Genomic DNA, 24,479 nt, shown 5'->3' on the forward strand with positions numbered 1-24,479 from the left:
TATTTTAACAAAATCAACATAGACAAGCTATGACTAATCATTATAATAAAACCGCTCTATATCAAGGATCTTATCTATGTTAGAACTAGGAAAACTTCTTACCGCACTTATCGCACCGCCTCTCAATACCTTTGTATTACTGATTATTGCAGCGATTCTTTATCTTGTTCATTTCAAAAAATTAGCCAAATTTATTGCGCTTATCAGTTTCACTTGGCTTTATGTCATGAGTGCGCCTTTGACCAGTTTATTGCTAACAGATAATGACGATTCTCCAGCCCTTACCCTAGATGACTATAAACAAGCTCAAGCCATCGTCATATTAGGCGGTGGATCTTACCCAACAAAAGAACTGTATGCAGAAACAACTTCTGGCGCACCGCAACTAGAACGTTTACGTTATGCGGCATTTTTACAAAAAGAAACGGGCTTGCCTATTTTAACTACTGGCTATTCTTTGATAGGCATTTCTGAAGGTGACTTAATGGCAAAAGAACTTAACCAATTCTTTAATGTACCAACACAATGGATCGAAAATAAAGCCCGTAATACGGAAGAAAATGCCAGTTTCACTAAAAATATTTTAGTTAAAGATCATATTCAAAAAATTATTTTAGTAACAAATCAATGGCATATGAAACGAGCCAAATATCTTTTTGAAAAACAAGGATTTGATGTACTTCCTGCTGCAGCGGCAAGCTATAGCAGCAAAGGAAATCTATCTGCACAATCTTTTGTTCCTGACTTAAGTGCGTTAAATAGCAATATGGTTTTACTAAAAGAGTGGATTGGTTATTGGAAAGCCCATTACGTAGAATAATTTACTTGTAAAATCCTCTTTTCTAAATGTAAATAAACAAAATAGACATAAAAAAGACCGCAAAGTGCGGTCAATTTTTTTAGAATTCTTTTGAAATTAAACTTTCGGCTAATTGCAAATCAAGTGTGGAATCAATATCAATGGAACGATAGGTTGGCATTAAATAAAAACGCGTTGGTGCAATAAAAAAGCGTTTTTCTTCAAAGAGACTTTGGATGTCATTAATATAAATTGCGCCATTTGCACGATAAGATTTCGGTAATTTTTGGCGAGGGGCTTCAAAATCCGTTAATTCGTGAATAGGCTGAACTTCAGTGCCTTCTAAAGTGAAGGATTTATAAGGATGATGCTCACATTCGCAAGCGGAAACCACTGATTTATATTTGCCGCCAAGGAAAATTTCCATTGCATTACGAATATCTAAAGCATTGCGCAATGGGCTAGTTGGCTGCAAAAGTACAGTCGTACCTTGTGAAATATTGAGAGTTTCTAAGCAATGCAAAATAGCATCAATGGTGCGTGTATCACTTTGCGCCAAACTTTCAGGGCGAGTCACTGCTTTTGCACCATATTTTGTGGCTTCTTTTAAAATATTTTCGCCATCTGATGTCACCACAATCTGATCAAACATACCCGATTCTTGTGCCGCTAATATCGCACGTCCCACTAAAGAAACGCCACCAACAAGCTGTAAATTTTTATCTTTAATGCCTTTAGAACCTGCTCTCGCAGGAATAATTGCAATTCTTATCATTATTTTCACCCTCTGTGATAAAAGTGCTGACCATTCTAGAATCTTTCCCTTGTTTTAGCAAAAACTAATCTTTAATATGGCACCACATTTTTGTTTAACAAAGAGGAAATAAAATGACTCAACTTACTCGTGAACAAGTTCTAGAACTCTTTCATCAACGCAGTTCAACACGTTATTACGATCCCGCAAAAAAAATCAGTGATGAAGATTTTGAATGTATTTTAGAGTGCGGTCGATTATCGCCGAGTTCTGTAGGCTCCGAGCCTTGGAAGTTTTTAGTGATTCAAAATAAAACCCTGCGCGAAAAAATGAAACCTTTTAGCTGGGGAATGATGAATCAGCTTGATAATTGCAGTCACCTTGTGGTGATTTTAGCGAAGAAAAATGCCCGTTATGACAGTCCATTTTTTGTGGATGTGATGGTTCGTAAAGGCTTGAACGCAGAGCAACAACAAGCCGCTCTCGCAAAATACAAAGCCTTGCAAGAAGAAGATATGAAATTGCTCGAAAGCGACCGCACTTTATTTGATTGGTGCAGTAAACAAACTTATATCGCTCTTGCAAATATGCTCACTGGCGCTGCCGCCCTTGGCATCGATTCTTGCCCAATTGAAGGTTTTCATTACGATAAAATGAATGAATGCCTCGCCGAAGAAGGATTATTCGATCCTCAAGAATATGCGGTTTCTGTCGCCGCAACCTTTGGCTACCGCTCACGTGATATTGCGAAAAAATCCCGTAAAGCGTTGGATGAAGTAGTGAGATGGGTGGAGTAAAAATCCCATTAAAAAAGGGCTGCAAATGCAGCCCTATCTTTTTTGACTATTTCACTTCTTTAAATAAAATCTCACTTGGGATTACAGAACCTTGCCAGTAAAGTTCTGTAGAGACTTTTTCGGCAAGTTGTAGGAACGATTGTGAAATTTCATTTTCAGGCACTCGCACAACAGTTGGATTGCCTGCATCTAAATCTTCACGGATACGAATGTGTAAAGGAAGTTGGGCTAATACTTTCACATTGTATTTTTCCGCCATTTTCTCTGCACCGCCTGTGCCAAAAATCGCTTCGTGATGACCGCACTTACTACAAATATGCATCGACATATTTTCCACAATGCCTAACACTGGTACGGATACTCGCTCAAACATTGAAATACCTTTTACTGCGTCAAGCAAAGCAATATCTTGTGGAGTTGTCACAACCACTGCGCCAGTCACAGGAATTTGTTGTGATAAGGTAAGTTGAATATCGCCAGTGCCTGGAGGCATATCGATAACAAGATAATCTAAACTATCCCATAGGGTTTCATTTAATAATTGGCTTAATGCACTGCTCGCCATTGGGCCACGCCAAATTGTTGCGCTATCTTCATTCATTAAAAAGCCAATGGAATTTGCAGATAAACCATGGGCTTTAATTGGGGTAATGTGTTGATTATCTGGCGAAGTTGGACGTTGATCCGCTGCGCCTAACATATGGGGAATAGAAGGGCCATAAATATCCGCATCTAAAATCCCAACACGTGCGCCTTGTGCTTGTAATGCTAAAGCTAGATTAACAGAAACCGATGATTTCCCTACACCGCCTTTGCCAGAACTCACAGCAATAATATTTTTCACACCTTTTACAGCAGGTTGATTATTTGCACGTTTAAGTGTAGCGATTTGATACGAGATCGCCCATTTAATTGATTTACAATCTGTTGCTTTCAACAACGCATCTGAAACCGCTTGTTTTAACTGTTCTGCACCAGAATTCCATGCAAAAGGTAATTTCAATTCAATGCGTAAAGTATCACCGCCCTTTTCCACTTTTTTCAAAGTATTAAGCACAATCAGATCCTTTTGCAGGGTTGGATGCTGAAATTGTTGAATAATCTGCTGAACTTGATTTTGCTGCTCGGCAGTCAAATTATCAGAAAAGTAGGTTGCCATAATAACTTCCTGTTTAGTAGAGTAAATTTGTCGAGCATATTTAATCACGGAAAGTGCGGTATGTTAAGTTAAAGTTTTTCAAACTAGAAAAAATCCCCTATTTAAAGTAAGATAAGCACAATTTTTGTATGCTAAAAAAGAGAATAATAAATGACAACTCAACCCCGTAAAATTTTAGTCACTTGTGCCTTGCCTTATGCCAATGGGGCAATTCATTTAGGCCATATGTTAGAACATATCCAAGCGGATATTTGGGTGCGTTTTCAACGTATGCGTGGCAATAAAATCCATTTTGTCTGTGCAGATGATGCGCACGGCACACCGATTATGCTGAATGCCGATAAACTTGGCATTACACCTGAAGAATTAATTGCTAAAGCAAAAGCCGATCACCTGCGTGATTTTGCAGGGTTCAATATTAGTTTTGATAACTATCATTCCACTCACAGCGAAGAAAACAAACAACTCACTGCAGAAATTTACAATAAACTCAAAGCCAATGGCTTTATTAAGAGTAAAGTTATTTCTCAGTTATTCGACCCTGAAAAAAATATGTTCTTGCCTGATCGTTTTGTGAAAGGCACTTGCCCGAAATGTAAAGCAGAAGATCAATATGGCGATAACTGCGAAGTGTGTGCATCTACTTACAGCCCAATGGATTTAATTAATCCTCGTTCAGCTGTTTCTGGCGCAACACCTGTTGTAAAAGAATCTGAACACTTTTTCTTTGACTTACCTGTATTTGAAGGGATGTTAAAAGAATGGACATGTTCTGGCTCACTTCAATCTGAAATTGCCAACAAAATGCAAGAATGGTTTGAGAGCGGTTTACAACAATGGGATATTTCACGCGATGCGCCTTATTTCGGTTTTGAAATTCCGGGCGCAAAAGATAAATTCTTCTATGTTTGGTTAGATGCACCAATCGGCTATATGGCTTCATTCAAAAATCTATGCAATCGTGAAGGTATTGATTTCAATGAATTTTGGGCGGAAGGCAGTGATGCGGAGCTTTATCATTTCATCGGTAAAGACATCGTTTATTTCCACAGTCTATTCTGGCCTGCAATGCTTGAAGGCAGTGGCTACCGTAAACCGACTAATGTGTTCACTCACGGTTATGTCACGGTGGATGGGGCGAAAATGTCAAAATCTCGCGGGACTTTCATTCAAGCCAGCACTTATTTGAATCATATCGATCCTGAATGTTTGCGTTATTACTATGCAGCAAAATTAAATGATCGCATTGAAGATTTAGACTTTAACCTTGAAGATTTCGTACAACGTGTAAATACGGATATTGTAAACAAATTAGTGAATCTGGCTTCACGCAATGCCAGCTTTATTGCGAAACGCTTTGAAGGCAAACTTGCGGATAAACTGGAAGATGAAACATTATTTGCAGAATTTACCGCCCAAGCCGAGCAAATCGCCGCTTATTACGAAAGCCGTGAATACAATAAAGCCATTCGTGAAATTATGGCATTGACGGATAAAGCCAATAAATACATTGATGAAAAAGCCCCTTGGGTGATTGCAAAAGAAGAAGGTAAAGAGGCAGAATTGCAAACCGTATGTTCAATGGGAATTGAGCTTTTCCGCGTGTTGATGTCTTACTTAAAACCGGTTCTTCCAAAACTGGCAGAACGTGCAGAAGCCTTCTTACAAGCTGAATTACGTTGGGATAATATTCATCAACCATTACTTGGTCATACCCTTGCACCGTTCAAAGCCTTATTCTCTCGTTTAGAGAAAAAACAAATTGATGCCGTTGTGGAAGAAACCAAAGCCTTATTTGCCGCAGCCAATAAAGCAGCAGAAAAAACTGAAGCAAAACCAACCGCACTTTCTGCCGTTGAACCTATTGCGGAAACCATCACGATTGATGATTTCGCTAAACTTGATATGCGTGTAGCAAAAGTACTGAAATGCGAAGCAGTGCCAGAATCCAATAAACTTTTACGTTTTGAATTGGATCTTGGCGATCATACTCGTCAAGTCTTCTCTGGCATTAAAGCAGCTTACAATAAACCTGAAGAATTAGAAGGTCGTTTTGTGATTATGGTAGCAAACCTTGCACCACGTAAAATGAAATTCGGCGTATCTGAGGGAATGATTCTATCCGCAGGAACAGGCGGTAGTGATTTATTCTTGTTATCTGCCGATAGTGGTGTCACTGCGGGCATGCAAGTAAAATAATCAATTCAATCTAAATGAGGGCAACATCACGTTGCCCTTTTATTTTCTTGTTGAAAATAGGCGACTTATAACCTACTATAACACTCAACTATTTACCTATTTGGAGAATATTATGAAAAACGAATTAATTTGCTATAAACAAATGCCAGTGTGGACAAAAGACAAATTGCCACAAATGTTCCAAGAAAAGCACAACACAAAAGTCGGCACTTGGGGAAAATTAACTGTATTAAAAGGTAAGCTCAAATTTTATGAGCTAACCGAAAATGGCGATGTCATTGCTGAGCATATTTTCACCCCAGAAAGCGAGATTCCTTTTGTTGAACCTCAAGCATGGCATCGTGTTGAAGCGCTTTCTGATGATTTAGAATGTACCCTAGGTTTCTATTGCAAAAAAGAAGATTATTTCAGTAAAAAATACAACATGACTGCCACTCACGGTGATGTAGTGGATGCAGCAAAAATTATCTCGCCTTGTAAAGTATTAGATTTAGGTTGCGGCCAAGGGCGTAATTCACTTTATTTAAGTTTATTAGGCTATGATGTAACCTCTTGGGATCACAATGAAAACAGCATTGCCTTTTTAAATGAAACCAAAGAGAAAGAAAACCTTAATATTTCTACCGCACTTTACGACATTAACTCTGCCAACATTCAAGAAAACTATGATTTTATTGTTTCAACGGTAGTTTTTATGTTCTTAAATCGTGAACGTGTGCCGTCAATCATTAAAAATATGCAAGAACACACCAATGTTGGCGGGTATAACTTAATCGTTGCCGCTATGTCCACTGATGATATGCCTTGCCCACTTCCGTTCTCTTTCACTTTTGCTGAAAATGAATTAAAAGAATATTACAAAGATTGGGAATTCTTAGAATATAACGAAAATATAGGCGAATTACACAAAACCGATGAAAACGGCAATCGCATTAAAATGAAATTTGCCACGATGTTAGCAAAAAAGAAATAATCTGCTAATTTAAAAAATCGCCGCACTTTGTCCTCACCCAATATTAGAAAATATCTTTGGCCTTGCGAAGTGCGGTAAATTCTTCAAGTGTTTTTGCTTGTAAAAACGGATTAATTTCTCGCTCTAGTTTTAAGGTTGTTGGCAAACTAGGTTTATTTTCAGCCCGTTGTGTTTCAACAAAAATACGTTGTTTTTCCACCGCACTTTTTTCTACCGCACTTTTTTCCACCAGCACAGTTTCCGCAAATGCTAAATTTCCCAAGGTATATTCATGAGCAGGGCAAACAATCGTCTCGTCAGGCAATGCATTCAAACGCTGTAAACCTTCAAACATCTGCGCATAATTACCTGTGAAAACACGTCCGCAACCTGCAGAAAATAACGCATCGCCACAAAATAAATGATTATCCACTAAAAAACTAACGTGCTGTTTAGTGTGTCCACCCGTCGGAATGACATCAATTTGATAATGTGTGGTAAGGATCGTCCCTTCGTTCACAATTTGAGTTGCACCTTTTTTCTCACATTCTTGCGGCCCATAAATCGGCACCGTTGGATAACGTTTTTTAAATGCTGACACACCTTGTGTATGATCGTCGTGTTCGTGAGTAAGCAACACCGCTTCAACTGTTGCGTTTTGCTTATCTAGCCATGTAAACAGCTTGTCCGTTTCAGGCAAATCGACAATAATAAGAGGCTGATTTTCTCGTTGATAAAGCCAAATGTAGTTATCATTCAGCGCAGGCAAAGCAAATAACATAATCGTCCTTTTCATTTGTGATGGAGGAATAAAATGATTGTAAACTGGAATGCCAACGCGACCAAATTTTTCTTTTTTGAGTTATCCTAGATAACAACTAAAAATTTGATTTAGGCTAAAATAACCAAATGAAGAAAAGTCGCCTAAGCCACTAGAAATAAAATAAACTTATTTTACCGCAGTTAAAGCCTCGATTGCGGCTTCAGGTGCAGTTTCAACAGTATGAATTTGAAATTTAGACATTGTGTTTCTCCTAAATAAATATAAATAGATATGTTTTGTGTGAGAAATAATACGAAGGTTTTTTAATAAATAAAAAGAAATAAAATGCACTTTATAGATTAGAAAGTTATAACTAACGATCAAATTTTGCTAGAATACGGCAATTTTTAACGATATTAATAAGGTACTTTATGTCTGAACAAACATTTATCCTTGGCAAAGATGCCGCATTGGAAGATAGCATTGCAAAATTTCAGCAAAAATTGACCGCACTTGGTTTTAATATTGAAGAGGCATCTTGGCTTAATCCTGTGCCAAATGTGTGGTCTGTGCATATTCGCGATAAAGACTGCCCACAGTGTTTTTCTAATGGTAAAGGCGCAAGCAAAAAAGCGGCATTAGCTTCTGCCCTTGGCGAATATTTTGAACGTCTTTCCACTAATTATTTCTTTGCTGATTTCTATTTAGGGCAAGAGATTGCAAACGGCGATTTTGTGCATTATCCCAATGAAAAATGGTTCCCGATTGAAGATGATGCTTTACTGCCTAATGGCATTTTAGATGATTATTTATTGGATCATTTTGATCCTAATGCCGAGCTTACGCCTGAATTATTGGTAGATTTACAATCTGGCAATTATGATCGCGGGATCGTGGCGATGCCTTATGTTCGTCAGTCGGACGAACAAACCGTTTACATTCCACAAAGTATTATTGCTAACCTTTATGTCTCAAATGGCATGTCTGCTGGCAATACAAAATTTGAAGCGCACGTGCAAGGCTTGTCAGAGGTATTTGAGCGTTATGTGAAAAACAAAATTATCGCCGAAGCGATCAGTCTGCCAGAAATTCCAAAATCTATGATGGATCGCTATCCATCTATTCAGGCTTCCATTGCAAAATTAGAGGAAGAAGGCTTCCCAATTTATGCTTTTGATGCTTCACTTGGCGGAAAATACCCTGTTATTTGTGTGGTGCTACTCAATCCAAATAACGGCACTTGCTTTGCCTCTTTTGGTGCACATCCAAATTTCCAAGTGGCATTAGAACGTACGGTGACGGAACTTTTACAAGGTCGTAGCTTGAAAGATTTAGATGTTTTCTCACCGCCCTCTTTCAATAACGATGATGTGGCTGAACACGCTAATTTAGAAACCCACTTTATTGACTCAAGCGGTTTAATTTCTTGGGATTTATTCAAAGAAACGCCTGATTATGAATTTTCTGATTGGGATTTCAGCGGTACCACGCAAGAAGAATATAATAATCTAATGGCAATTTTCCATGCGGATGAAAAAGAAGTTTACGTAATGGATTACAACCATTTGGATGTCTATGCGTGCCGTATTATTGTGCCAGGTATGTCTGATATTTATCCTGCAGACGATTTAATTTACGCCAACAACAATATGGGAATGGATTGGTGCGAAATTTTACTGGATTTACCAAACTGGCATCACGATGCGGAAACCTATCAAGAATTATTGGAAGAATTAGATGGGCAAGATATTGACGATGCAACTCGCGTGCGTGAATTTATCGGTATCGTTGCACCTAAAAATAGCGGTTGGACAACCTTACGCATCGGTGAATTAAAATCTATGCTTCACCTTGCATTAGGCGAATTAGAACAAGCATTAGATTGGGCAAACTGGACGCTTAATATGAACAGTTCTGTATTTACTGTAGAACGTGTGAATTATTACCGCACATTAATTTCCATCATTGAATTACATTTAGATCAAAATCGCGACCCAGCACAATATCGTGCAGTGTTTGAGAAAATGTATGGTAAAGATGCGGTTAAACAAGCTTGGGCTGCTGTCTCTGAAGGTGGTAATCCGTTCTACAATCTTCCAGCAAGTGATGAAAATTTGGAAAACTTTAAGGAGCATCAGGCGTTGCTAAAGGCTTATGGGAAGTTGCAGAAAGCGAAGCGAACACATCAAAAATAAATTAGGCTTATTTCGTACTTTCAATTCTTGAAAGTACGACCTACTTTTCTTTGTTTCGCCAAAGAAAATTAGGCAAAAGAAAAGCGCCCCTGCTTTTCCTTATTTCCTTCGTTTCATACAATTTGCTTAACGGAAATTTTCTGAACTCGCCGCAAACGGCTCAAACAGACGAAAATTTCCTACAAATTCTATGAAACAAAGGCGGAAAAGAAGGGACCCCATTTAATTCTACCTACAAATAAAACGACCTATAAAAATCTCCCTAAAACCAACCGCACTTTTTAAATGATCCTCCGATAAACTCGGGCCCCATATAAATCGCCTTTGCGACTTTCAATTTTTAGGCAATTTTCGTCTGTTTGAGCAACGTAGTTGCGAGTTTAGAAAATTGCCGTAAAGAAAATTGAAACAAAGCAAAGATCAGCGATTTAACTGGGGTACTTTTCTTTGCTTACTTTCTTTTGTACAAGCAAAAGAAAGTAAGTCGCCATTAGGCGAAATCCTAATGTAAAAAACATACCTTTATGCTATAATTCGCCACAATTTTTGATCAAAAAAGGAATACCAATGACGGATTCAATCCAATCATCTATCACCCCTGTCAATATTGAAGAAGAACTCAAATCTTCCTACCTTGACTACGCGATGTCGGTTATCGTTGGGCGTGCATTACCTGACGTTAGAGATGGTTTAAAACCTGTTCACCGCCGCGTGTTGTTCTCAATGGATCGCGAAGGCAATACCGCCAATAAAAAATACGTAAAATCAGCGCGTGTTGTAGGTGATGTAATCGGTAAATATCATCCTCACGGCGATTCCGCTGTGTACGATACAATCGTTCGTATGGCGCAACCATTCTCACTTCGCTATATGTTGGTTGATGGGCAAGGTAACTTCGGTTCAATTGATGGTGATGCACCCGCTGCAATGCGTTATACCGAAGTACGTATGCAAAAAATTACGCAAGCATTGCTCACTGATTTGGATAAAGAAACCGTCAATTTCTCGCCAAACTATGATGGCGAATTAATGATTCCAGATGTATTGCCGACTCGTATTCCAGCACTTTTAGCAAATGGTTCTTCTGGTATTGCGGTGGGGATGGCAACTAATATTCCTCCTCACAACTTAAATGAAGTATTAAATGGTTGTTTGGCTTATATCGACAACAATGAAATTACCATTGATGAATTAATGCAACATATTCCAGGGCCTGACTTCCCGACTGCTGCATTAATTAATGGTCGTAAAGGGATTGAAGAAGCCTATCGCACTGGTCGTGGTAAAGTGTATGTTCGTGCTCGTGCAACGGTAGAAACCAACGAAAAAGGACGCGAGCAAATTATCGTATCTGAATTGCCATACCAAGTAAATAAAGCAAAATTAGTCGAGAAAATTGCCGAATTAATTCGCGAGAAAAAAATCGAAGGTATCAGCAATATTACTGACCTTTCAAACAAAGAAGGGATCCGTATTGAAATTGATATTAAACGTGATGCAGTAGGGGAAGTGGTATTAAACCATCTTTACTCGCTTACTCAAATGCAAGTGACCTTTGGTATTAATATGGTAGCATTGGATCACGGTCAGCCACGTTTATTTAATCTTAAAGAAATCATTGAATCCTTTGTGTTACACCGCCGTGAAGTCGTTACACGTCGTTCTATCTTTGAGCTTCGCAAAGCGCGTGAACGTACACACATTTTGGAAGGTTTAGCGGTTGCTCGTTCTAATATAGATGAAATGATTGCGATCATTCGCAACTCTAAAAACCGTGAAGAGGCTGCAACAGCAATTAGTTCTCGTTCTTGGGCATTACATAGCGATATTATTAATCTGCTTGATGTTTCGGCTCGTCCTGATGATTTAGAAGAAAATCTTGGTATTCAAGATGAACAATATTACTTATCGCCAGCACAAGTAAACGCAATTCTAGAACTTCGTTTACACCGTTTAACTGGCATTGCGTTTGAAGAAGTTGTAAAAGAATATGAAGAATTATTAGTTAAAATTGCGGATCTTCTTCATATTTTAAGTAGCGCAGAACGCTTAATGAAAGTGATTCGTGAAGAATTAGAAGAAGTAAAAGCACAATTTGGTGATGATCGTTTAACTGAAATTACCGCTGCGTCTGGCGATATTGATTTAGAAGATTTAATCGCACAAGAAGACGTAGTTGTAACGCTTTCTCATGAAGGTTATGTGAAGTACCAACCACTAACTGACTATGAAGCACAACGTCGAGGCGGTAAAGGCAAATCTGCGACGAAGATGAAAGAAGAAGATTTCATCGAAAAATTACTGGTGGCAAACACTCACGATACAATCCTCTGCTTCTCTAGCCGTGGCCGTTTATATTGGTTGAAAGTATATCAACTTCCGCAAGCCAGCCGTGGCGCACGCGGGCGTCCAATTGTAAATATTCTTCCGTTACAAGAAAACGAACGTATTACTGCAATCTTACCAGTTTCTGCTTACGAAGAAGATAAATTCGTGGTCATGGCAACTGCTGGCGGTATTGTAAAGAAAATCGCCTTAACCGAATTTAGCCGTCCACGTTCAAACGGTATCATCGCATTGAATTTACGTGATGAAGATGAATTAATCGGCGTGGATATTACTGATGGTAGCAACGAAATTATGTTGTTCTCATCACAAGGTCGTGTGGTACGTTTTGCAGAAAATGCCGTGCGTGCAATGGGGCGTTTAGCAACAGGCGTTCGTGGTATCAAACTCGCTTTAACAAACGATATTTCTGACGATGAAAGTGCGGTAGAAATTGAAGAAATTTCTGATGACAACGCTGAAGCATCATTAGACTTAAATATCGATAAAGTGGTTTCTCTTGTTGTGCCAAAAGGCGAAGGTGCCATTTTAACCGCAACGCAAAACGGCTACGGAAAACGCACACAGTTAAGTGAATACCCAACTAAGTCACGTAATACAAAAGGTGTGATTTCGATTAAAGTGAGTGAACGCAATGGTAAAGTAGTTGCCGCAACTCAAGTAGAAGAAACAGACCAAATTATGTTGATCACTGATGCAGGAACCCTAGTTCGCACACGCGTAAGCGAGGTAAGCATTGTGGGTCGTAACACGCAAGGTGTTCGTTTAATTCGTACTGCAGATGATGAACACGTAGTAAGTTTAGAGCGTGTTTGTGATGCAGATGAAGAAGATTCTTTAGAAGAAAGCAGTTCTGAAGAATAACCTATTATAAAAGAACCTATTATAAAAGAAAAAGTGCGGTGAAATTTCACCGCACTTTTTTATGACTAATTACCCGACAGACCATCTCTAATTCGTTTTTCAAACTGATCATAATCCACTAAAAACGCATCGTGTCCGTAGTCTGATGGAAATTCATGAAAATGTAGATCGACGCCACTTTGTTCTAAAAGCTGTTTACTTTTATAAAGGTCAATGGGTTTAAAAAGTTGATCCGTTGTCACAGAAACCAATGTATAGTGCGCTTTAATGCGTGACAATGCCTGTTTAACGTTATCATACCCCAAACTTGGATCATACATATCCAACGCACGCAATAAATGCAAATAACTATTGGCATCAAAACGTTCTAAAAATTTTTTGCCTTGGTAAGAAAGATAGGATTCCACTTGAAAGTAATCGCCCCAAAAACTGCCATCTGATTTTGTGGCACGCCCAAAGGCTTTGGCAAGTTGTAAATCAGTACGGTAAGTCAGCATACCTAGCATACGCGCAATAGATAACCCTTGATCTGGCGGTGTCCCCTCGTAGTAATCGCCACCGTTAAAATTAGGATCATTAATTACTGCTTGACGCATTACGTGATTAAAACCGATGGCTTCAGCACTAAAATAAATGGATGAGCAAAGATTTACGATATTATCCATAAAATCAGGATAATCAATCGCCCATTGGTTCGCTTGCATACCACCAAAAGATCCGCCAATAATAGCTTTTAAATGGCTAATGCCAAGATGATCAAGCAAGGCTTTTTGTACTTTGACAATATCTTGCACGACAATATTAGGAAATTGGCTACCATAAGGTTTACCCGTCTGCGGATTAATTGATGAAGGCCCAGTTGTTCCCTTGCAACCACCTAATACATTCGAACTAATAAAGAAATAACGATCTGTGTCCAACGCTAAACCTTTGCCCATAAAATTCTGCCACCATCCATTGCGACCATCATCGAAATAAGGCTCAGCATCGCCAGTCAAAGCATGGCAAATTAATACCGCATTATTTTTTTCGGCATTGAGTGTGCCATATGTTTGATACGCGACATTAATATGGGAAAGTTTGCCGCCAAGCATCAGAGTTAAAGGCTGTGTGTCAAAAAGCACTACATTTTGCACAGACATTGAAAACCTATCGTAATAATCAGAATGGCGTTTAAACTATCAGTAAGTCGATTAGCTTGTCAAGAAATTTTAGCCGTCTAAACGGCTAAATTATCGCACATCAATGCGATTCACAAAATCCATCAAATTCCCCTTGAAGTGCGGTCGATTTTTCATTATGTTTACCGCTATGCTAGTAAAAAAATTCTCCCCAAAATTCACCGCACTTTTTCGCGCACTACTCTACGCAATCTTTGCATTGATTATACTTTGCTTGCTAGTTGATCGAGGCGTAAGTTTTTATGTTCGCGATAAAATATTCACAAATATTGATGAACTCCCCTTTCGTCCTTACGCCCTTGTGCTTGGCACATCAAAATACACCGTCAGCGGAAAACCGAACGTTTATTACGATAGTCGCTTAACCACAGCTAAAAGCCTAATCGAACAACAAAAAGTGAATTATCTTTTATTAAGTGGTGACAACCGAACTTTGCAATATAACGAACCTCGAGCAATGTTTCGCGATTTACGCAAAATGGGCGTACCAGAAACTTCAATGTTCCGTGATTTTGCAGGCTTTCGCACCCTTGATTCCGTTATCCGCGCCGATAAAATTTTCCAAGTACAAGCATTTACGATTGTCAGTCAAAAATTTCATTGCGAACGCGCACTATTAATTGCCAAAGCACATAATATTGATGCCATTTGCTTTGTGGCAAAACAGCCAGAATTACATTTTTCCACACAAATAAGAGAATTTTTTGCCCGCATAAAAGCGGTTTTTGATTTGATATTAGGGGTTGAGCCTTATTTTTTAGGAGAGCCAGAACCTTTGCCGAAGAAAAATTTTCAGTGAAATAATCGCTGAAATCTAATCAGTATTTCTACCAAAAATTTCCGCTAAAAATTTGCAAGCTTACTTAAAATTGGTTAAAATCTACACGCTTTTGCAAAGAATGTTAGGTATTACGTAAAGTCCCACGTTCAAATCCTTAAATTAGCAAAATTTATCAGGTGAATTATGAAACTCTCCCAAGCAAGCAAAATTGTAAAAAAAACTTCTTAGTATTCTAGTCTCTTCTGCGCTTTCTACTACCTATTATTCACTTAGTACAACTCCAGTCTATGCAGCTTTAACAGAAAATATTACAACAGACACCACGCTTACTGGTGAAACAGATACTCTTCCAGATAATAAACAGCTTTCTGTACAAAACGGTGCACATTTAACATTAAAAGGCGAAGAAACCATAAATGAAACAATTACAGGAGACGAGATAGTTCCCTTATATGTAGAAGGTTCCAAACTAACAGCTGAAACATTAAATATCAATGTCACCCCTAGTGACAAGGCAACAAACAATCGCCCTAAAGGAATGATTGTTCGTGGTAATTCAACTGCCGAGATCAAAAACCTTAATATCAATGTCACAAAATCCAATCGTGAGAAAAATACAAGTCAATCAGCTGATTCTGACGCAGCTTATGGGCTGGCTGTAGGGTATAACTGGAATGGGGGAGTAATACTGGTAATGCTCATGTTAATGTAGAAAACGCAAATATTACAGTAAACAACACTAAAGATACTGTCAGAGGGAATTATACTGGAATTCCTATTTCTGGTGGAAAATTTGAAACTGGCTATCAATATTCTGGTATTAGAGTATATCGTTCAACAGGTTCAACAGGTTCAACACCAGAATTTCATTCTACAGGAAAAGTAGATATTAAAGTTTCTGACGTAAGTACAAATAAAGTCGCAGATTATATGGTGGGGATTTACGTGTCAGGTAATGATGCTAAGGCTATTTTTGACGGAGATACAAATATCAGTGTCACCGCAAAGGGTATTAACTCTGCAGGTATAAAAATCGGTAAACCCGGCAATGGAGATGCGGGTAAAAATGCAACCGTAGAAGCCAATGGAAAATTAACCGTAGACACTACCGCAACGATTGGAACAACTATTGCGAAAAGAAAAACTTATCGCGGTTCAGGTGCGGTACGTTTATTTGATGAAAACTCAAAATTCACTATTACAGGTAAAAATAATACTGAAGCTTCTGAAATTCAAGCCAGTACGAATACTTTAGTTTTCGATACTATTGATTATGAGAATCTTGGGGAAGTAAAAAAATTTTTTACTTTTTACGAAATGCTTGCGAGAGGTAAAGATAATAAAAACAATCAGGTTAGCTTAGTTAATACCAAACTTTCTACTACTTCGGAAACGGATAGCCTTATTCTTGCCAATTCCCGTTTTAAAAAAGAAGGTGACTTGGTGTGGGGAGCAAAGCTATTAGGTAAACAAGACGCTTTACTACGCTATTTTACTTGGGGGGCATTTAATGTAAAAAATGCAACATTTAAACTTTCAGGCGACAAATCCACAGCTACCGCTGCATCAAAGGGATGGGCTGTGTATGCTAAATCAGAAGAAATTGACGAAACCAATAAAACTGCCAAAGCCCATTCAGAACTTACCACCACCTTTAGCGAGGGTGCCCAATTAATAGGTTTAGTTCATCAAGATATTGGTTCAACCTTAACAATGAATGTGGACAAAAAAGCTGTTTGGACGTTGAAGAAAAAAGAAGATTTAGATTCAGACAAACAACGTTCTACTGCAAAATCAGTTACGTTAAGTCAAGGCGGTGTATTAGATGTGGGAAGCAATTCTGGGGAATACATCGTTAAAATATCATCAAATGGTGTAGATAATGACGGAACGTTTACCAACGATCACGGCATCATTACCCTCGCCAATCAATCCTATGAAGATAAACTTACCATTGAAGGGAATTATGATGGTAAAGACGGTGTGTTAAAAGTGAATACAGAATGGAACTCGCCGGGCGATGATCAAGGAGGGAATTCTAAATCTGATTTACTTGAGATCACAGGCAATGCATTAATTGGTCGTGACAAATTAACCGAGAAATTTGACCGCACTTGGTGGGAATTAGGCTTAGGTTCTCAATTCTCCTTAAGTGAAAACACTTACCTTTATGCAGATGCTCGCTACGAAAAATCTTCGATAACAACAGACATAAAGGCTACCAAGGCACTGTGGGTGTGAAATATTCTTGGAAATAATCTTATAAAATAAGGGCTGATTTTAAAGATCAGCCCTTTGTTTTAATGGTAAATTTTATTCCAATACCGCCCAAAATTCAGCAACGGTGTGGAAAGATCCAAAGACTAAAACAACATCATTTTTTACCGCACTTTTGAGCGCTGTACGCACACCATCCATAACAGAATTATCTGATGTAGCTTGAACGTGTGGGAAATGACTTTTCAGTTTATCAGCTAATTCATCGCCTGACTGCCTGCGATAGCCGCCTAAGGTTACACAATGCCATTCATTAATAATAGGCGTTAAATGTGCAAATACCCCATTTGCATCTTTATCTTTTAGCATTCCACATACGGCAATTATTTTGCCCTCAATGTTGCATTTAAGTGCGGTTAATTTTTCAGATAAATATTTTGCAGCGTGAGGATTATGCCCCACATCAACGATAATTGTTGGTAAGGTTTCAACTGATACGCCAAGATAATCCGCTAATTTTTTACGTCTATCTGCTTTTATTGCTTGAAAACGACCAACCAACTCCACCTCTTGCAGAGATTTTCGCAAAGTCTGTTCAGAAATATCAAAAGGTAAACATTGAACAGCAGCAAGAGCCGTTGCGGCATTCGCCAATGGAATCTGACAAAACGGCAAATTTTCTAACCGCACTTTTTTATTTTGCCATTGCCAATTTTCAGCATTTTGCTCAAATGACCAATCCACATCACGACGAGAAACTTGGCAATATAATTTTTCAGCCTGATCTAACATTGTTTGAGGAACATTAGGTTCGCCAATCACGACAGGGCAATTTTCGCGGAAAATTCCTGCTTTTTCAAAAGCAATAGCCTCTCTGGTATTCCCAAGAAAATCGGTATGATCAATATCGATGCTAGTAATCACAGCAAGATGGCTATCCACAATATTGGTCGCATCTAAACGACCACCCAACCCCACTTCTAAAATCACCACATCTAACTTTGCTTGCTTAAATAAATGCAATGCAGAAAGGGTGCTAAATTCAAAATAAGTCAGCGATTCTGTTTTGTTTTCATCAATAAAAGCAAAAGAGGCTGTATGTGCTTCATCGGGCAAATCTTGATTTTGAATGCGTACTCGCTCGTTATAACGCAACAAATGGGGCGAAGAATACACACCCACACGTAATCCGTGATTAAGCAAAATCGTTTCTAATAAGCGGCAAGTGGTGCCTTTACCATTCGTCCCTCCCACTGTTATCACATAAGGGGCTGGATGAAGTAAATCCAATTTTTCTGCCACAGATTTAATACGATCTAAACCGAGATCAATGGGTTTAAAATGACTTTTTTCTAAATAAGAAAGCCACTCAGCGAGTGGCGAAGTGGCTTTAAGTTGCATATTATTCATCTTCTGAAATGAGTTCAGGTTCTACAAAAGGAGAAGGTTGATTCGTTAATTTACTCAGTACACTTGCCAAAGTTTTACGCATTTCTGAACGTTTCACGATCATATCAATTGCCCCTTTCTCAAGTAAAAACTCACTGCGTTGGAAACCTTCTGGTAATTTTTCACGTACGGTTTGTTCAATAACACGAGGGCCAGCAAACCCAATTAAGGCTTTTGGCTCGGCAATATTTAAATCCCCTAACATCGCAAAACTGGCTGATACGCCACCTAAAGTTGGATCCGTTAATACTGAAATAAACGGCACACCTTTTTCACGCATTTGGGCAAGCACCGCACTAGTTTTTGCCATTTGCATTAAAGAAAACAAGGCTTCTTGCATACGCGCACCGCCACTTGCAGAGAAACATACAAAGGGACAATTAATTTCCATTGCTTTTTCAGCCGCTTTAACAAATTTTGCCCCAACTACAGAACCCATTGAACCGCCCATAAAAGCAAAGTTTGATGCAGCCACAACAATTGGCATATTATAAAGTGTACCTGTCATGGTAATTAATGCATCTTTTTCACCCGTTTCTTTTTGTGCCGCACTGATACGATCTTTATATTTCTTTAAATCTTTAAATTTTAAAATATCTTTTGGTTCTAAATCTGCCGCAATTTCTTGGCTTGAATCTTCGTCCAATAAGTTTAATAAACGCTCACGGGCATCAATACGCATATGATGACCGCATTTAGGGCAAACATACAGATTACGTTTGAGTTCTTCACTATAAAGTACTTGTTCACAAGCAGTGCATTTTGTCCATACGCCTTCTGGCACATTGGCTTTTCGAGTGGAAGAAGAAGGACTTTTACTAAAAATTCGGTTAATCCAGCTCATTTTTTGACCTTTTTATTGACTAGAAAATTGCGCGTATTAGAACATAAATTTATAGAATTTGCTACTTGTAAGGCCGTTTTTATACTGCTCCGATTTCCTTTTTAACAAGATAATTTGCTCTCCTCTTATTGAACATTTTTTCTATTTTTTTGTCTTATAGACCACGTTGTCTGAAATCTATTTTGGAGTATTTTATGAAAAAAACACGTTTTGTATTAAATAGTATTGCACTTGGATTAAGTGTATTAAGCACATCATTTGTTGCTCAAGCCACTTTGCCAAGTTTTATTTCGGAACAAAACAGTCTTGCACCAATGTTAGAAAAAGTTCAACCTGCCGTTGTCACTCTTTCCGTTGAAGGAAAAGCTAAAGGAGATTCTCGTTCTCCTTTCCTAGACGATATTCCTGAAGAATTTAAATTTTTCTTCGGCGATCGTTTTGCGGAACAATTTGGTGGACGCGGAGAGTCAAAGCGTAACTTCCGTGGTTTAGGTTCTGGTGTCATTATTAATGCAAGCAAAGGCTATGTTTTAACCAATAATCATGTTATTGATGGGGCTGATAAAATTACCGTGCAATTACAAGATGGTCGTGAATTTAAAGCAAAATTAGTGGGTAAAGATGAGCAATCAGATATTGCGTTAGTTCAACTTGAAAAACCAAGTAATTTAACAGAAATCAAATTTGCTGATTCCGACAAATTACGCGTAGGCGATTTTACTGTTGCAATTGGTAATCCATTTGGTTTAGGTCAAACTGTGACATCAGGTGTTGTTTCTGCATTGGGTCGTTCAACAGGCTCTGATAGCGGTACTTATGAAAACTACATTCAAACCGATGCAGCCGTAAACCGCGGTAATTCGGGTGGTGCGTTGGTAAATTTAAATGGCGAACTTATTGGCATTAATACCGCAATTATTTCTCCAAGCGGTGGCAATGCAGGAATTGCCTTTGCGATTCCAAGTAATCAAGCAAGCAATTTAGTGCAACAAATTTTAGAATTTGGTCAAGTACGTCGCGGATTGCTTGGTATTAAAGGGGGCGAACTCAATGCTGATTTAGCCAAAGCCTTTAATGTGAGTGCGCAACAAGGCGCATTTGTGAGCGAAGTTTTACCGAAATCTGCTGCTGAAAAAGCAGGTCTTAAAGCGGGCGATATTATCACGGCGATGAACGGTCAAAAAATCTCAAGTTTTGCTGAAATGCGTGCAAAAATTGCCACCACTGGTGCAGGCAAAGAGATTAGCTTGACTTACTTACGAGACGGCAAATCCCACGATGTTAAAGTGAAATTACAAGCGGATGATGGTAGCCAACTTTCCTCTAAAACTGAATTACTCGCATTAGATGGCGCAACATTGAAAGACTACGATACAAAAGGCGTTAAAGGCATTGAAATCACAAAAATTCAACCTAATTCGCTGGCTGCACAACGTGGTTTAAAAGCGGGCGATATTATTATTGGTATTAATCGTCAAATGATCGAAAACATTCGTGAATTAAATAAAGTGCTTGAAACTGAGCCATCAGCAGTTGCACTTAATATTTTACGAGGTAACAGTAATTTCTATTTATTAGTGCAATAATCTGCTTGATATATTTAAGAAAAAAGTCCGATCACAATGATCGGACTTCTTTTTATGCAGCAATCGTTCTTAACAAATCCACCACAAATTCTAACCGCACTTTGTTATCGGATAGATCTTTCATAAACTTAAATTTTAATGGACCATCAAATCGATACACAATAGGTTCTTTTTGAATTAATTGAATAAATTTATCTGGATTCACTTGTGCTTTTGCTGAAAACTCAATAAAACCGCCTTGTGTTCCAGCATCAATTCGCACAACTTTTAACGGCTCAACCAATAAACGCAACTCTGCAATTTGTAATAAGTTTTTCGTTGCATCAGGCAATAATCCAAATCTGTCAATCAACTCGACTTTTAATTCATCTAATTCTGCTTTACTCTCTGCTGCAGCAATGCGTTTATAAAAGGATAAACGCATATTCACGTCTCCTAGATAATCATCAGGCAGTAAAGCAGGAACGCGCAATTCAATATCCGCTTGTTGTTGCGTCAGTTCTTCTAAGGATGGTTCTCGCCCTTCTTTTAACGCTTTAACCGCCGCATCCAATAATTCCATATAAAGCGAAAAACCGATGCTTTCGATTTGTCCGCTTTGTTCATTTCCGAGTAATTCGCCTGCACCACGAATCTCTAAATCGTGGGTTGCCAAGATAAAACCAGCCCCAAGGTTATCAAGATTTTCTAACGCATCTAGACGGCGTTCAGCATCTTTTGTCATCATTTTTGGCGGTGGCGTAAGCAAATAAGCATAAGCCTGATGATGTGAACGCCCGACTCGTCCACGTAATTGATGAAGCTGAGCCAAGCCAAAATGATCCGCTCGTTCAATAATAATGGTATTTGCTGTTGGCACATCAATACCTGTTTCGATAATGGTTGAACAAACTAAAACGTTATAACGCTGATGATAAAAATCACTCATCACACGTTCTAGCTCACGTTCTCGCATCTGTCCATGCCCCACAATCACTCGTGCTTCAGGCACAAGTGCGGTGAGTTTTTCCGCTGTATTTTCAATACTTGCAACATCGTTATGAAGATAATAAACCTGTCCGCCACGCAAGATTTCACGCAAAATCGCTTCTCGTACAACAAGATCATCATTCTGGCGGACGAAGGTTTTAATACTTAATCGGCGAGCAGGAGGTGTGGAAATAATGGACAGATCACGAATACCATTCATCGCCATATTAAGCGTACGCGGAATTGGCGTTGCCGTTAGGGTAAGAATATCGATATTCGCACGAAGCTGTTTGATTTTCTCTTTTTGCCCTACACCAAAACGGTGTTCTTCATCAATAATCAACAATCCAAGATCGTTAAATTTGACATCTGATTGAATTAATTTATGGGTGCCAATCAATATATCGACTTTTCCTTCTGCGAGATTTTCCAGAATTTGTTTTTGTTCTTTTGCAGTTTTGAAACGCGATAACACTTCTACGTTCACAGGCAAATTCGCAAAACGATCTTTAAAATTCTCGTAATGCTGTTGGGCTAACAGTGTAGTTGGCACTAGTACTGCTACTTGCTTATGATTCATCACAGCCAAAAATGCGGCACGCATTGCCACTTCAGTTTTACCAAAACCCACATCACCACAAACAAGGCGATCCATTGCCTTAGGCTGGCACATATCCGAAATTACCGCATTAATTGCCATTTCCTGATCGTAGGTTTCTTCAAAAGGAAAGGTTGCGGCAAATTGTTGAAATTCTTCACGATCATATTTAAAGGCAAAGCCTTTTTTCGCTTCACGTTGTGCGTAAACATCTAATAACTCGGCCGCCACATCACGAATTTTCTCCGCTGCTTTTTGGCGTGATTTAGCCCAAGCCTCGTTACCCAATTTATGTAATGGCGCACTTTCATCAGAACCACCCACATAACGGCTAATCAAATGTAATGAAGTCACTGGGACATAAAGTTTTGATTCATTGGCATAATTTAACAGCAAATATTCTGCTTTAATGCCGCCTGTATCTAAGGTGACCAAACCACCATAACGCCCCACACCGTGATCAAGATGCACAACTGGCTGCCCTATTTTCAGTTCGGCAAGATTGCGTACAAGCGTGTCAGGATTAATTGTTTTACGTTTGTCTCTAGAACGTTGTTGAACGCGCTCGCCAAGTAAATTAGCTTCGCCAATAATCGCAACAGGAAGCGATTGTTCAATAATAAAACCTTGTTCAAGAGAGCTGACTAACAAGCTAAATTTTTCATTTTCAGCCTGTTCCAAGGATTGAATTTGTTTTGGTTTAAGTTTTAACGCTGAAAGCAAATCAAGCAAAGTCTCTCGGCGACCTTCCGTCTCCACAGAAAACAGTATATTTCCTTTAAAATGCTCAATAAATTGGCGTAATTGCCCCAATGGTTCTTTTTGCTGGGATTGAATGGTCACTTCTGGTAAAGCGGCAACAGGTAAATTTTTCTGGCGTACCGATGACCGCACTTTTTCCGCTTTAAATGTAATGCGTGGATAAGATTTCAATCGGCGATTAACTTCATCTACATTAAGCCATAATTTTTCAGGCGATAAAAGCGGACGCATCGGATCCACTTTACGTTGTTCATAACGCTGTTTGGCATCTTGATAAAAACGCTCGCCTTGCATTTGGTTGTTTTCCATATCCACAAACAGCGTTTGTTCTGGCAAATAATCAAACAACGTCGCCATTTCAGAAAAGAAAAGAGGCTGCCAATATTCAATGCCAGAAATCAAAGTACCTTTACTGATTTGCTGATAAATATGTTCGGGATCTCGACGAATCTCCCCAAAGGTTTCACGAAATTGCGCACGGAAAAATTCAATCCCTTTGTCATCTGTTGGAAATTCGTGCGCCGGTAAAAGATTAATTGATGTAATTTCATCAAGAGTACGTTGCGTGTCCACATCAAAAGTGCGAATGGAATCAATTTCATCATCAAAAAAATCAAGACGAAAAGGCATCGCACTTCCCATTGGGAAAAGATCCAACAAAGCTCCACGAACAGCATATTCACCATGTTCTAATACTTGCTCCACAGCACGATAGCCCGCGGCTTCTAATTGTAAGCGTATTTTATCGATGACCAAACGATCGCCTTTTTTAATCAGAAGCACATTGTGTTGTAAATATTGTGGCGGGCAAAGGCGTTGCATTAACGTCGAAATCGGCAATAAGAAAATGCCTTTTTTCGCATTTTGTAAATGGAAAAGCGCACTTAAACGAGAGGAAATAATTTCTTGATGGGGAGAAAAGGTATCGTAAGGTAAGGTTTCCCAATCAGGAAAAAGACATACATTTTGGCTGCTTAATTCCGATAAAATCCGTGATAAACGTACCGCACTTCGTGTATCTGGTGTGACTACTACAGTTAAATTTTGATTTTGCTCTGCAATTTCACTAATCGCCAGTGCATCAGCACCTTGTAAGACATTGCCTAAAATTTTATGATCATTAGGTTGGGTTGGAATATCAGGTTGGAAAAAAGCCGTTTTCATAAATATAAATAATGTGTCAATCTTGTATAAAAATTGACGAATAGTGTACTGGAATTTGACCTATCTTTCAATAAATTTACTGTTTAAAAAACCAGTTAAT

16 protein-coding genes and 1 pseudogene are annotated in these 24,479 nt (G+C 38.7%); 9 read left to right on the forward strand and 8 right to left on the reverse strand.

Going from position 1 to position 24,479, the window contains the following annotated elements; all coding sequences use genetic code 11:
* The first annotated feature begins 76 nt into the window (after positions 1 to 76).
* Entirely contained in the window at positions 77 to 820 is a 744-nt protein-coding gene (locus ACPT8Q_RS07190; protein WP_061671386.1) for a YdcF family protein, read from the forward strand.
* 79 nt (positions 821 to 899) lie between these two features.
* Here ACPT8Q_RS07190 and ACPT8Q_RS07195 read toward each other — a convergent pair whose 3' ends face one another.
* A complete protein-coding gene (locus ACPT8Q_RS07195; RefSeq protein WP_050948457.1) occupies positions 900 to 1,574 on the reverse strand; it encodes a cytidylyltransferase domain-containing protein in 675 nt (224 codons plus the stop codon).
* Between the two features lie 113 nt (positions 1,575 to 1,687).
* Here ACPT8Q_RS07195 and ACPT8Q_RS07200 point away from each other — a divergent pair, with 113 nt between their 5' ends.
* Positions 1,688 to 2,350, forward strand: a complete 663-nt coding sequence (locus tag ACPT8Q_RS07200) for an NAD(P)H-dependent oxidoreductase (protein WP_050948458.1) — start codon at positions 1,688 to 1,690, stop codon at positions 2,348 to 2,350.
* A 46-nt stretch (positions 2,351 to 2,396) separates the two neighbouring features.
* On the opposite strand, the gene apbC is transcribed toward ACPT8Q_RS07200, so the two are convergent.
* The gene (gene apbC / locus ACPT8Q_RS07205) at positions 2,397 to 3,509 is read right to left on the reverse strand and encodes an iron-sulfur cluster carrier protein ApbC (protein WP_050948459.1); all 1,113 of its coding nucleotides are present in this window, start codon (positions 3,507 to 3,509) and stop codon (positions 2,397 to 2,399) included.
* Between the two features lie 150 nt (positions 3,510 to 3,659).
* Here apbC and metG point away from each other — a divergent pair, with 150 nt between their 5' ends.
* Positions 3,660 to 5,708, forward strand: coding sequence for a methionine--tRNA ligase (gene metG, locus ACPT8Q_RS07210; RefSeq protein WP_050948460.1), 2,049 nt, complete (start codon positions 3,660 to 3,662; stop codon positions 5,706 to 5,708).
* A 112-nt stretch (positions 5,709 to 5,820) separates the two neighbouring features.
* Positions 5,821 to 6,681 (forward strand): SAM-dependent methyltransferase TehB, encoded by an 861-nt coding sequence (tehB, locus tag ACPT8Q_RS07215; protein WP_050948461.1) that lies wholly within the window; start codon positions 5,821 to 5,823, stop codon positions 6,679 to 6,681.
* Between the two features lie 43 nt (positions 6,682 to 6,724).
* Here the strand turns inward: tehB and gloB are convergent, their stop codons facing one another.
* Together gloB and ACPT8Q_RS07225 are read right to left on the reverse strand one after the other, a co-directional pair.
* The gene (gene gloB / locus ACPT8Q_RS07220) at positions 6,725 to 7,441 is read right to left on the reverse strand and encodes a hydroxyacylglutathione hydrolase (protein ID WP_050948462.1); all 717 of its coding nucleotides are present in this window, start codon (positions 7,439 to 7,441) and stop codon (positions 6,725 to 6,727) included.
* Positions 7,442 to 7,612: 171 nt separating this feature from the next.
* A pseudogene (locus ACPT8Q_RS07225) lies at positions 7,613 to 7,684 on the reverse strand (carboxymuconolactone decarboxylase family protein); the annotation flags it as partial.
* 170 nt (positions 7,685 to 7,854) lie between these two features.
* On the opposite strand from ACPT8Q_RS07225, the gene ycaO reads away from it, so the two are divergent.
* Both ycaO and gyrA read left to right on the forward strand, forming a co-directional pair.
* Positions 7,855 to 9,618, forward strand: a complete 1,764-nt coding sequence (gene ycaO / locus ACPT8Q_RS07230; protein WP_061671385.1) for a 30S ribosomal protein S12 methylthiotransferase accessory factor YcaO — start codon at positions 7,855 to 7,857, stop codon at positions 9,616 to 9,618.
* A 567-nt stretch (positions 9,619 to 10,185) separates the two neighbouring features.
* Positions 10,186 to 12,828 carry a DNA topoisomerase (ATP-hydrolyzing) subunit A gene (gene gyrA, locus ACPT8Q_RS07235; RefSeq protein WP_050948464.1) on the forward strand — a complete coding sequence of 881 codons (2,643 nt, stop codon included), beginning with the start codon at positions 10,186 to 10,188 and terminating at the stop codon, positions 12,826 to 12,828.
* A gap of 65 nt (positions 12,829 to 12,893) precedes the next feature.
* Here the strand turns inward: gyrA and metX are convergent, their stop codons facing one another.
* Positions 12,894 to 13,970, reverse strand: coding sequence for a homoserine O-acetyltransferase MetX (gene metX, locus ACPT8Q_RS07240; protein WP_050948465.1), 1,077 nt, complete (start codon positions 13,968 to 13,970; stop codon positions 12,894 to 12,896).
* A gap of 157 nt (positions 13,971 to 14,127) precedes the next feature.
* Here metX and ACPT8Q_RS07245 point away from each other — a divergent pair, with 157 nt between their 5' ends.
* Together ACPT8Q_RS07245 and ACPT8Q_RS07250 are read left to right on the forward strand one after the other, a co-directional pair.
* The gene (locus tag ACPT8Q_RS07245; protein ID WP_050948466.1) at positions 14,128 to 14,808 is read left to right on the forward strand and encodes a SanA/YdcF family protein; all 681 of its coding nucleotides are present in this window, start codon (positions 14,128 to 14,130) and stop codon (positions 14,806 to 14,808) included.
* A 912-nt stretch (positions 14,809 to 15,720) separates the two neighbouring features.
* Positions 15,721 to 17,031 (forward strand): hypothetical protein, encoded by a 1,311-nt coding sequence (locus ACPT8Q_RS07250; RefSeq protein ID WP_230304874.1) that lies wholly within the window; start codon positions 15,721 to 15,723, stop codon positions 17,029 to 17,031.
* A 72-nt stretch (positions 17,032 to 17,103) separates the two neighbouring features.
* On the opposite strand, the gene folC is transcribed toward ACPT8Q_RS07250, so the two are convergent.
* A complete protein-coding gene (folC, locus tag ACPT8Q_RS07255) occupies positions 17,104 to 18,408 on the reverse strand; it encodes a bifunctional tetrahydrofolate synthase/dihydrofolate synthase (RefSeq protein WP_050948467.1) in 1,305 nt (434 codons plus the stop codon).
* Between the two features lies 1 nt (position 18,409).
* Entirely contained in the window at positions 18,410 to 19,300 is an 891-nt protein-coding gene (accD, locus tag ACPT8Q_RS07260) for an acetyl-CoA carboxylase, carboxyltransferase subunit beta (protein ID WP_050948468.1), read from the reverse strand.
* A gap of 194 nt (positions 19,301 to 19,494) precedes the next feature.
* On the opposite strand from accD, the gene ACPT8Q_RS07265 reads away from it, so the two are divergent.
* Positions 19,495 to 20,886, forward strand: a complete 1,392-nt coding sequence (locus tag ACPT8Q_RS07265; RefSeq protein ID WP_050948469.1) for a DegQ family serine endoprotease — start codon at positions 19,495 to 19,497, stop codon at positions 20,884 to 20,886.
* A 52-nt stretch (positions 20,887 to 20,938) separates the two neighbouring features.
* On the opposite strand, the gene mfd is transcribed toward ACPT8Q_RS07265, so the two are convergent.
* The gene (gene mfd, locus ACPT8Q_RS07270) at positions 20,939 to 24,379 is read right to left on the reverse strand and encodes a transcription-repair coupling factor (protein ID WP_050948470.1); all 3,441 of its coding nucleotides are present in this window, start codon (positions 24,377 to 24,379) and stop codon (positions 20,939 to 20,941) included.
* Positions 24,380 to 24,479 lie beyond the last annotated feature (100 nt).

Source organism: Haemophilus sp. HN_Hi10 (assembly GCF_049821985.1).
In the GTDB taxonomy this organism is placed as follows: Bacteria; Pseudomonadota; Gammaproteobacteria; order Enterobacterales; family Pasteurellaceae; genus Haemophilus; species Haemophilus influenzae_D.

What these genes read in the sequence shown, in the direction of transcription:
- ACPT8Q_RS07190 (WP_061671386.1), top strand. Translation starts at nt 77, where the DNA reads ATGTTAGAACTAGGAAAACTTCTTACCGCACTTATCGCACCGCCTCTC.
- ACPT8Q_RS07195 (WP_050948457.1), bottom strand. Translation starts at nt 1,574, where the DNA reads ATGATAAGAATTGCAATTATTCCTGCGAGAGCAGGTTCTAAAGGCATT.
- ACPT8Q_RS07200 (WP_050948458.1), top strand. Translation starts at nt 1,688, where the DNA reads ATGACTCAACTTACTCGTGAACAAGTTCTAGAACTCTTTCATCAACGC.
- apbC (WP_050948459.1), bottom strand. Translation starts at nt 3,509, where the DNA reads ATGGCAACCTACTTTTCTGATAATTTGACTGCCGAGCAGCAAAATCAA.
- metG (WP_050948460.1), top strand. Translation starts at nt 3,660, where the DNA reads ATGACAACTCAACCCCGTAAAATTTTAGTCACTTGTGCCTTGCCTTAT.
- tehB (WP_050948461.1), top strand. Translation starts at nt 5,821, where the DNA reads ATGAAAAACGAATTAATTTGCTATAAACAAATGCCAGTGTGGACAAAA.
- gloB (WP_050948462.1), bottom strand. Translation starts at nt 7,441, where the DNA reads ATGTTATTTGCTTTGCCTGCGCTGAATGATAACTACATTTGGCTTTAT.
- ycaO (WP_061671385.1), top strand. Translation starts at nt 7,855, where the DNA reads ATGTCTGAACAAACATTTATCCTTGGCAAAGATGCCGCATTGGAAGAT.
- gyrA (WP_050948464.1), top strand. Translation starts at nt 10,186, where the DNA reads ATGACGGATTCAATCCAATCATCTATCACCCCTGTCAATATTGAAGAA.
- metX (WP_050948465.1), bottom strand. Translation starts at nt 13,970, where the DNA reads ATGTCTGTGCAAAATGTAGTGCTTTTTGACACACAGCCTTTAACTCTG.
- ACPT8Q_RS07245 (WP_050948466.1), top strand. Translation starts at nt 14,128, where the DNA reads ATGTTTACCGCTATGCTAGTAAAAAAATTCTCCCCAAAATTCACCGCA.
- ACPT8Q_RS07250 (WP_230304874.1), top strand. Translation starts at nt 15,721, where the DNA reads ATGGTGGGGATTTACGTGTCAGGTAATGATGCTAAGGCTATTTTTGAC.
- folC (WP_050948467.1), bottom strand. Translation starts at nt 18,408, where the DNA reads ATGCAACTTAAAGCCACTTCGCCACTCGCTGAGTGGCTTTCTTATTTA.
- accD (WP_050948468.1), bottom strand. Translation starts at nt 19,300, where the DNA reads ATGAGCTGGATTAACCGAATTTTTAGTAAAAGTCCTTCTTCTTCCACT.
- ACPT8Q_RS07265 (WP_050948469.1), top strand. Translation starts at nt 19,495, where the DNA reads ATGAAAAAAACACGTTTTGTATTAAATAGTATTGCACTTGGATTAAGT.
- mfd (WP_050948470.1), bottom strand. Translation starts at nt 24,379, where the DNA reads ATGAAAACGGCTTTTTTCCAACCTGATATTCCAACCCAACCTAATGAT.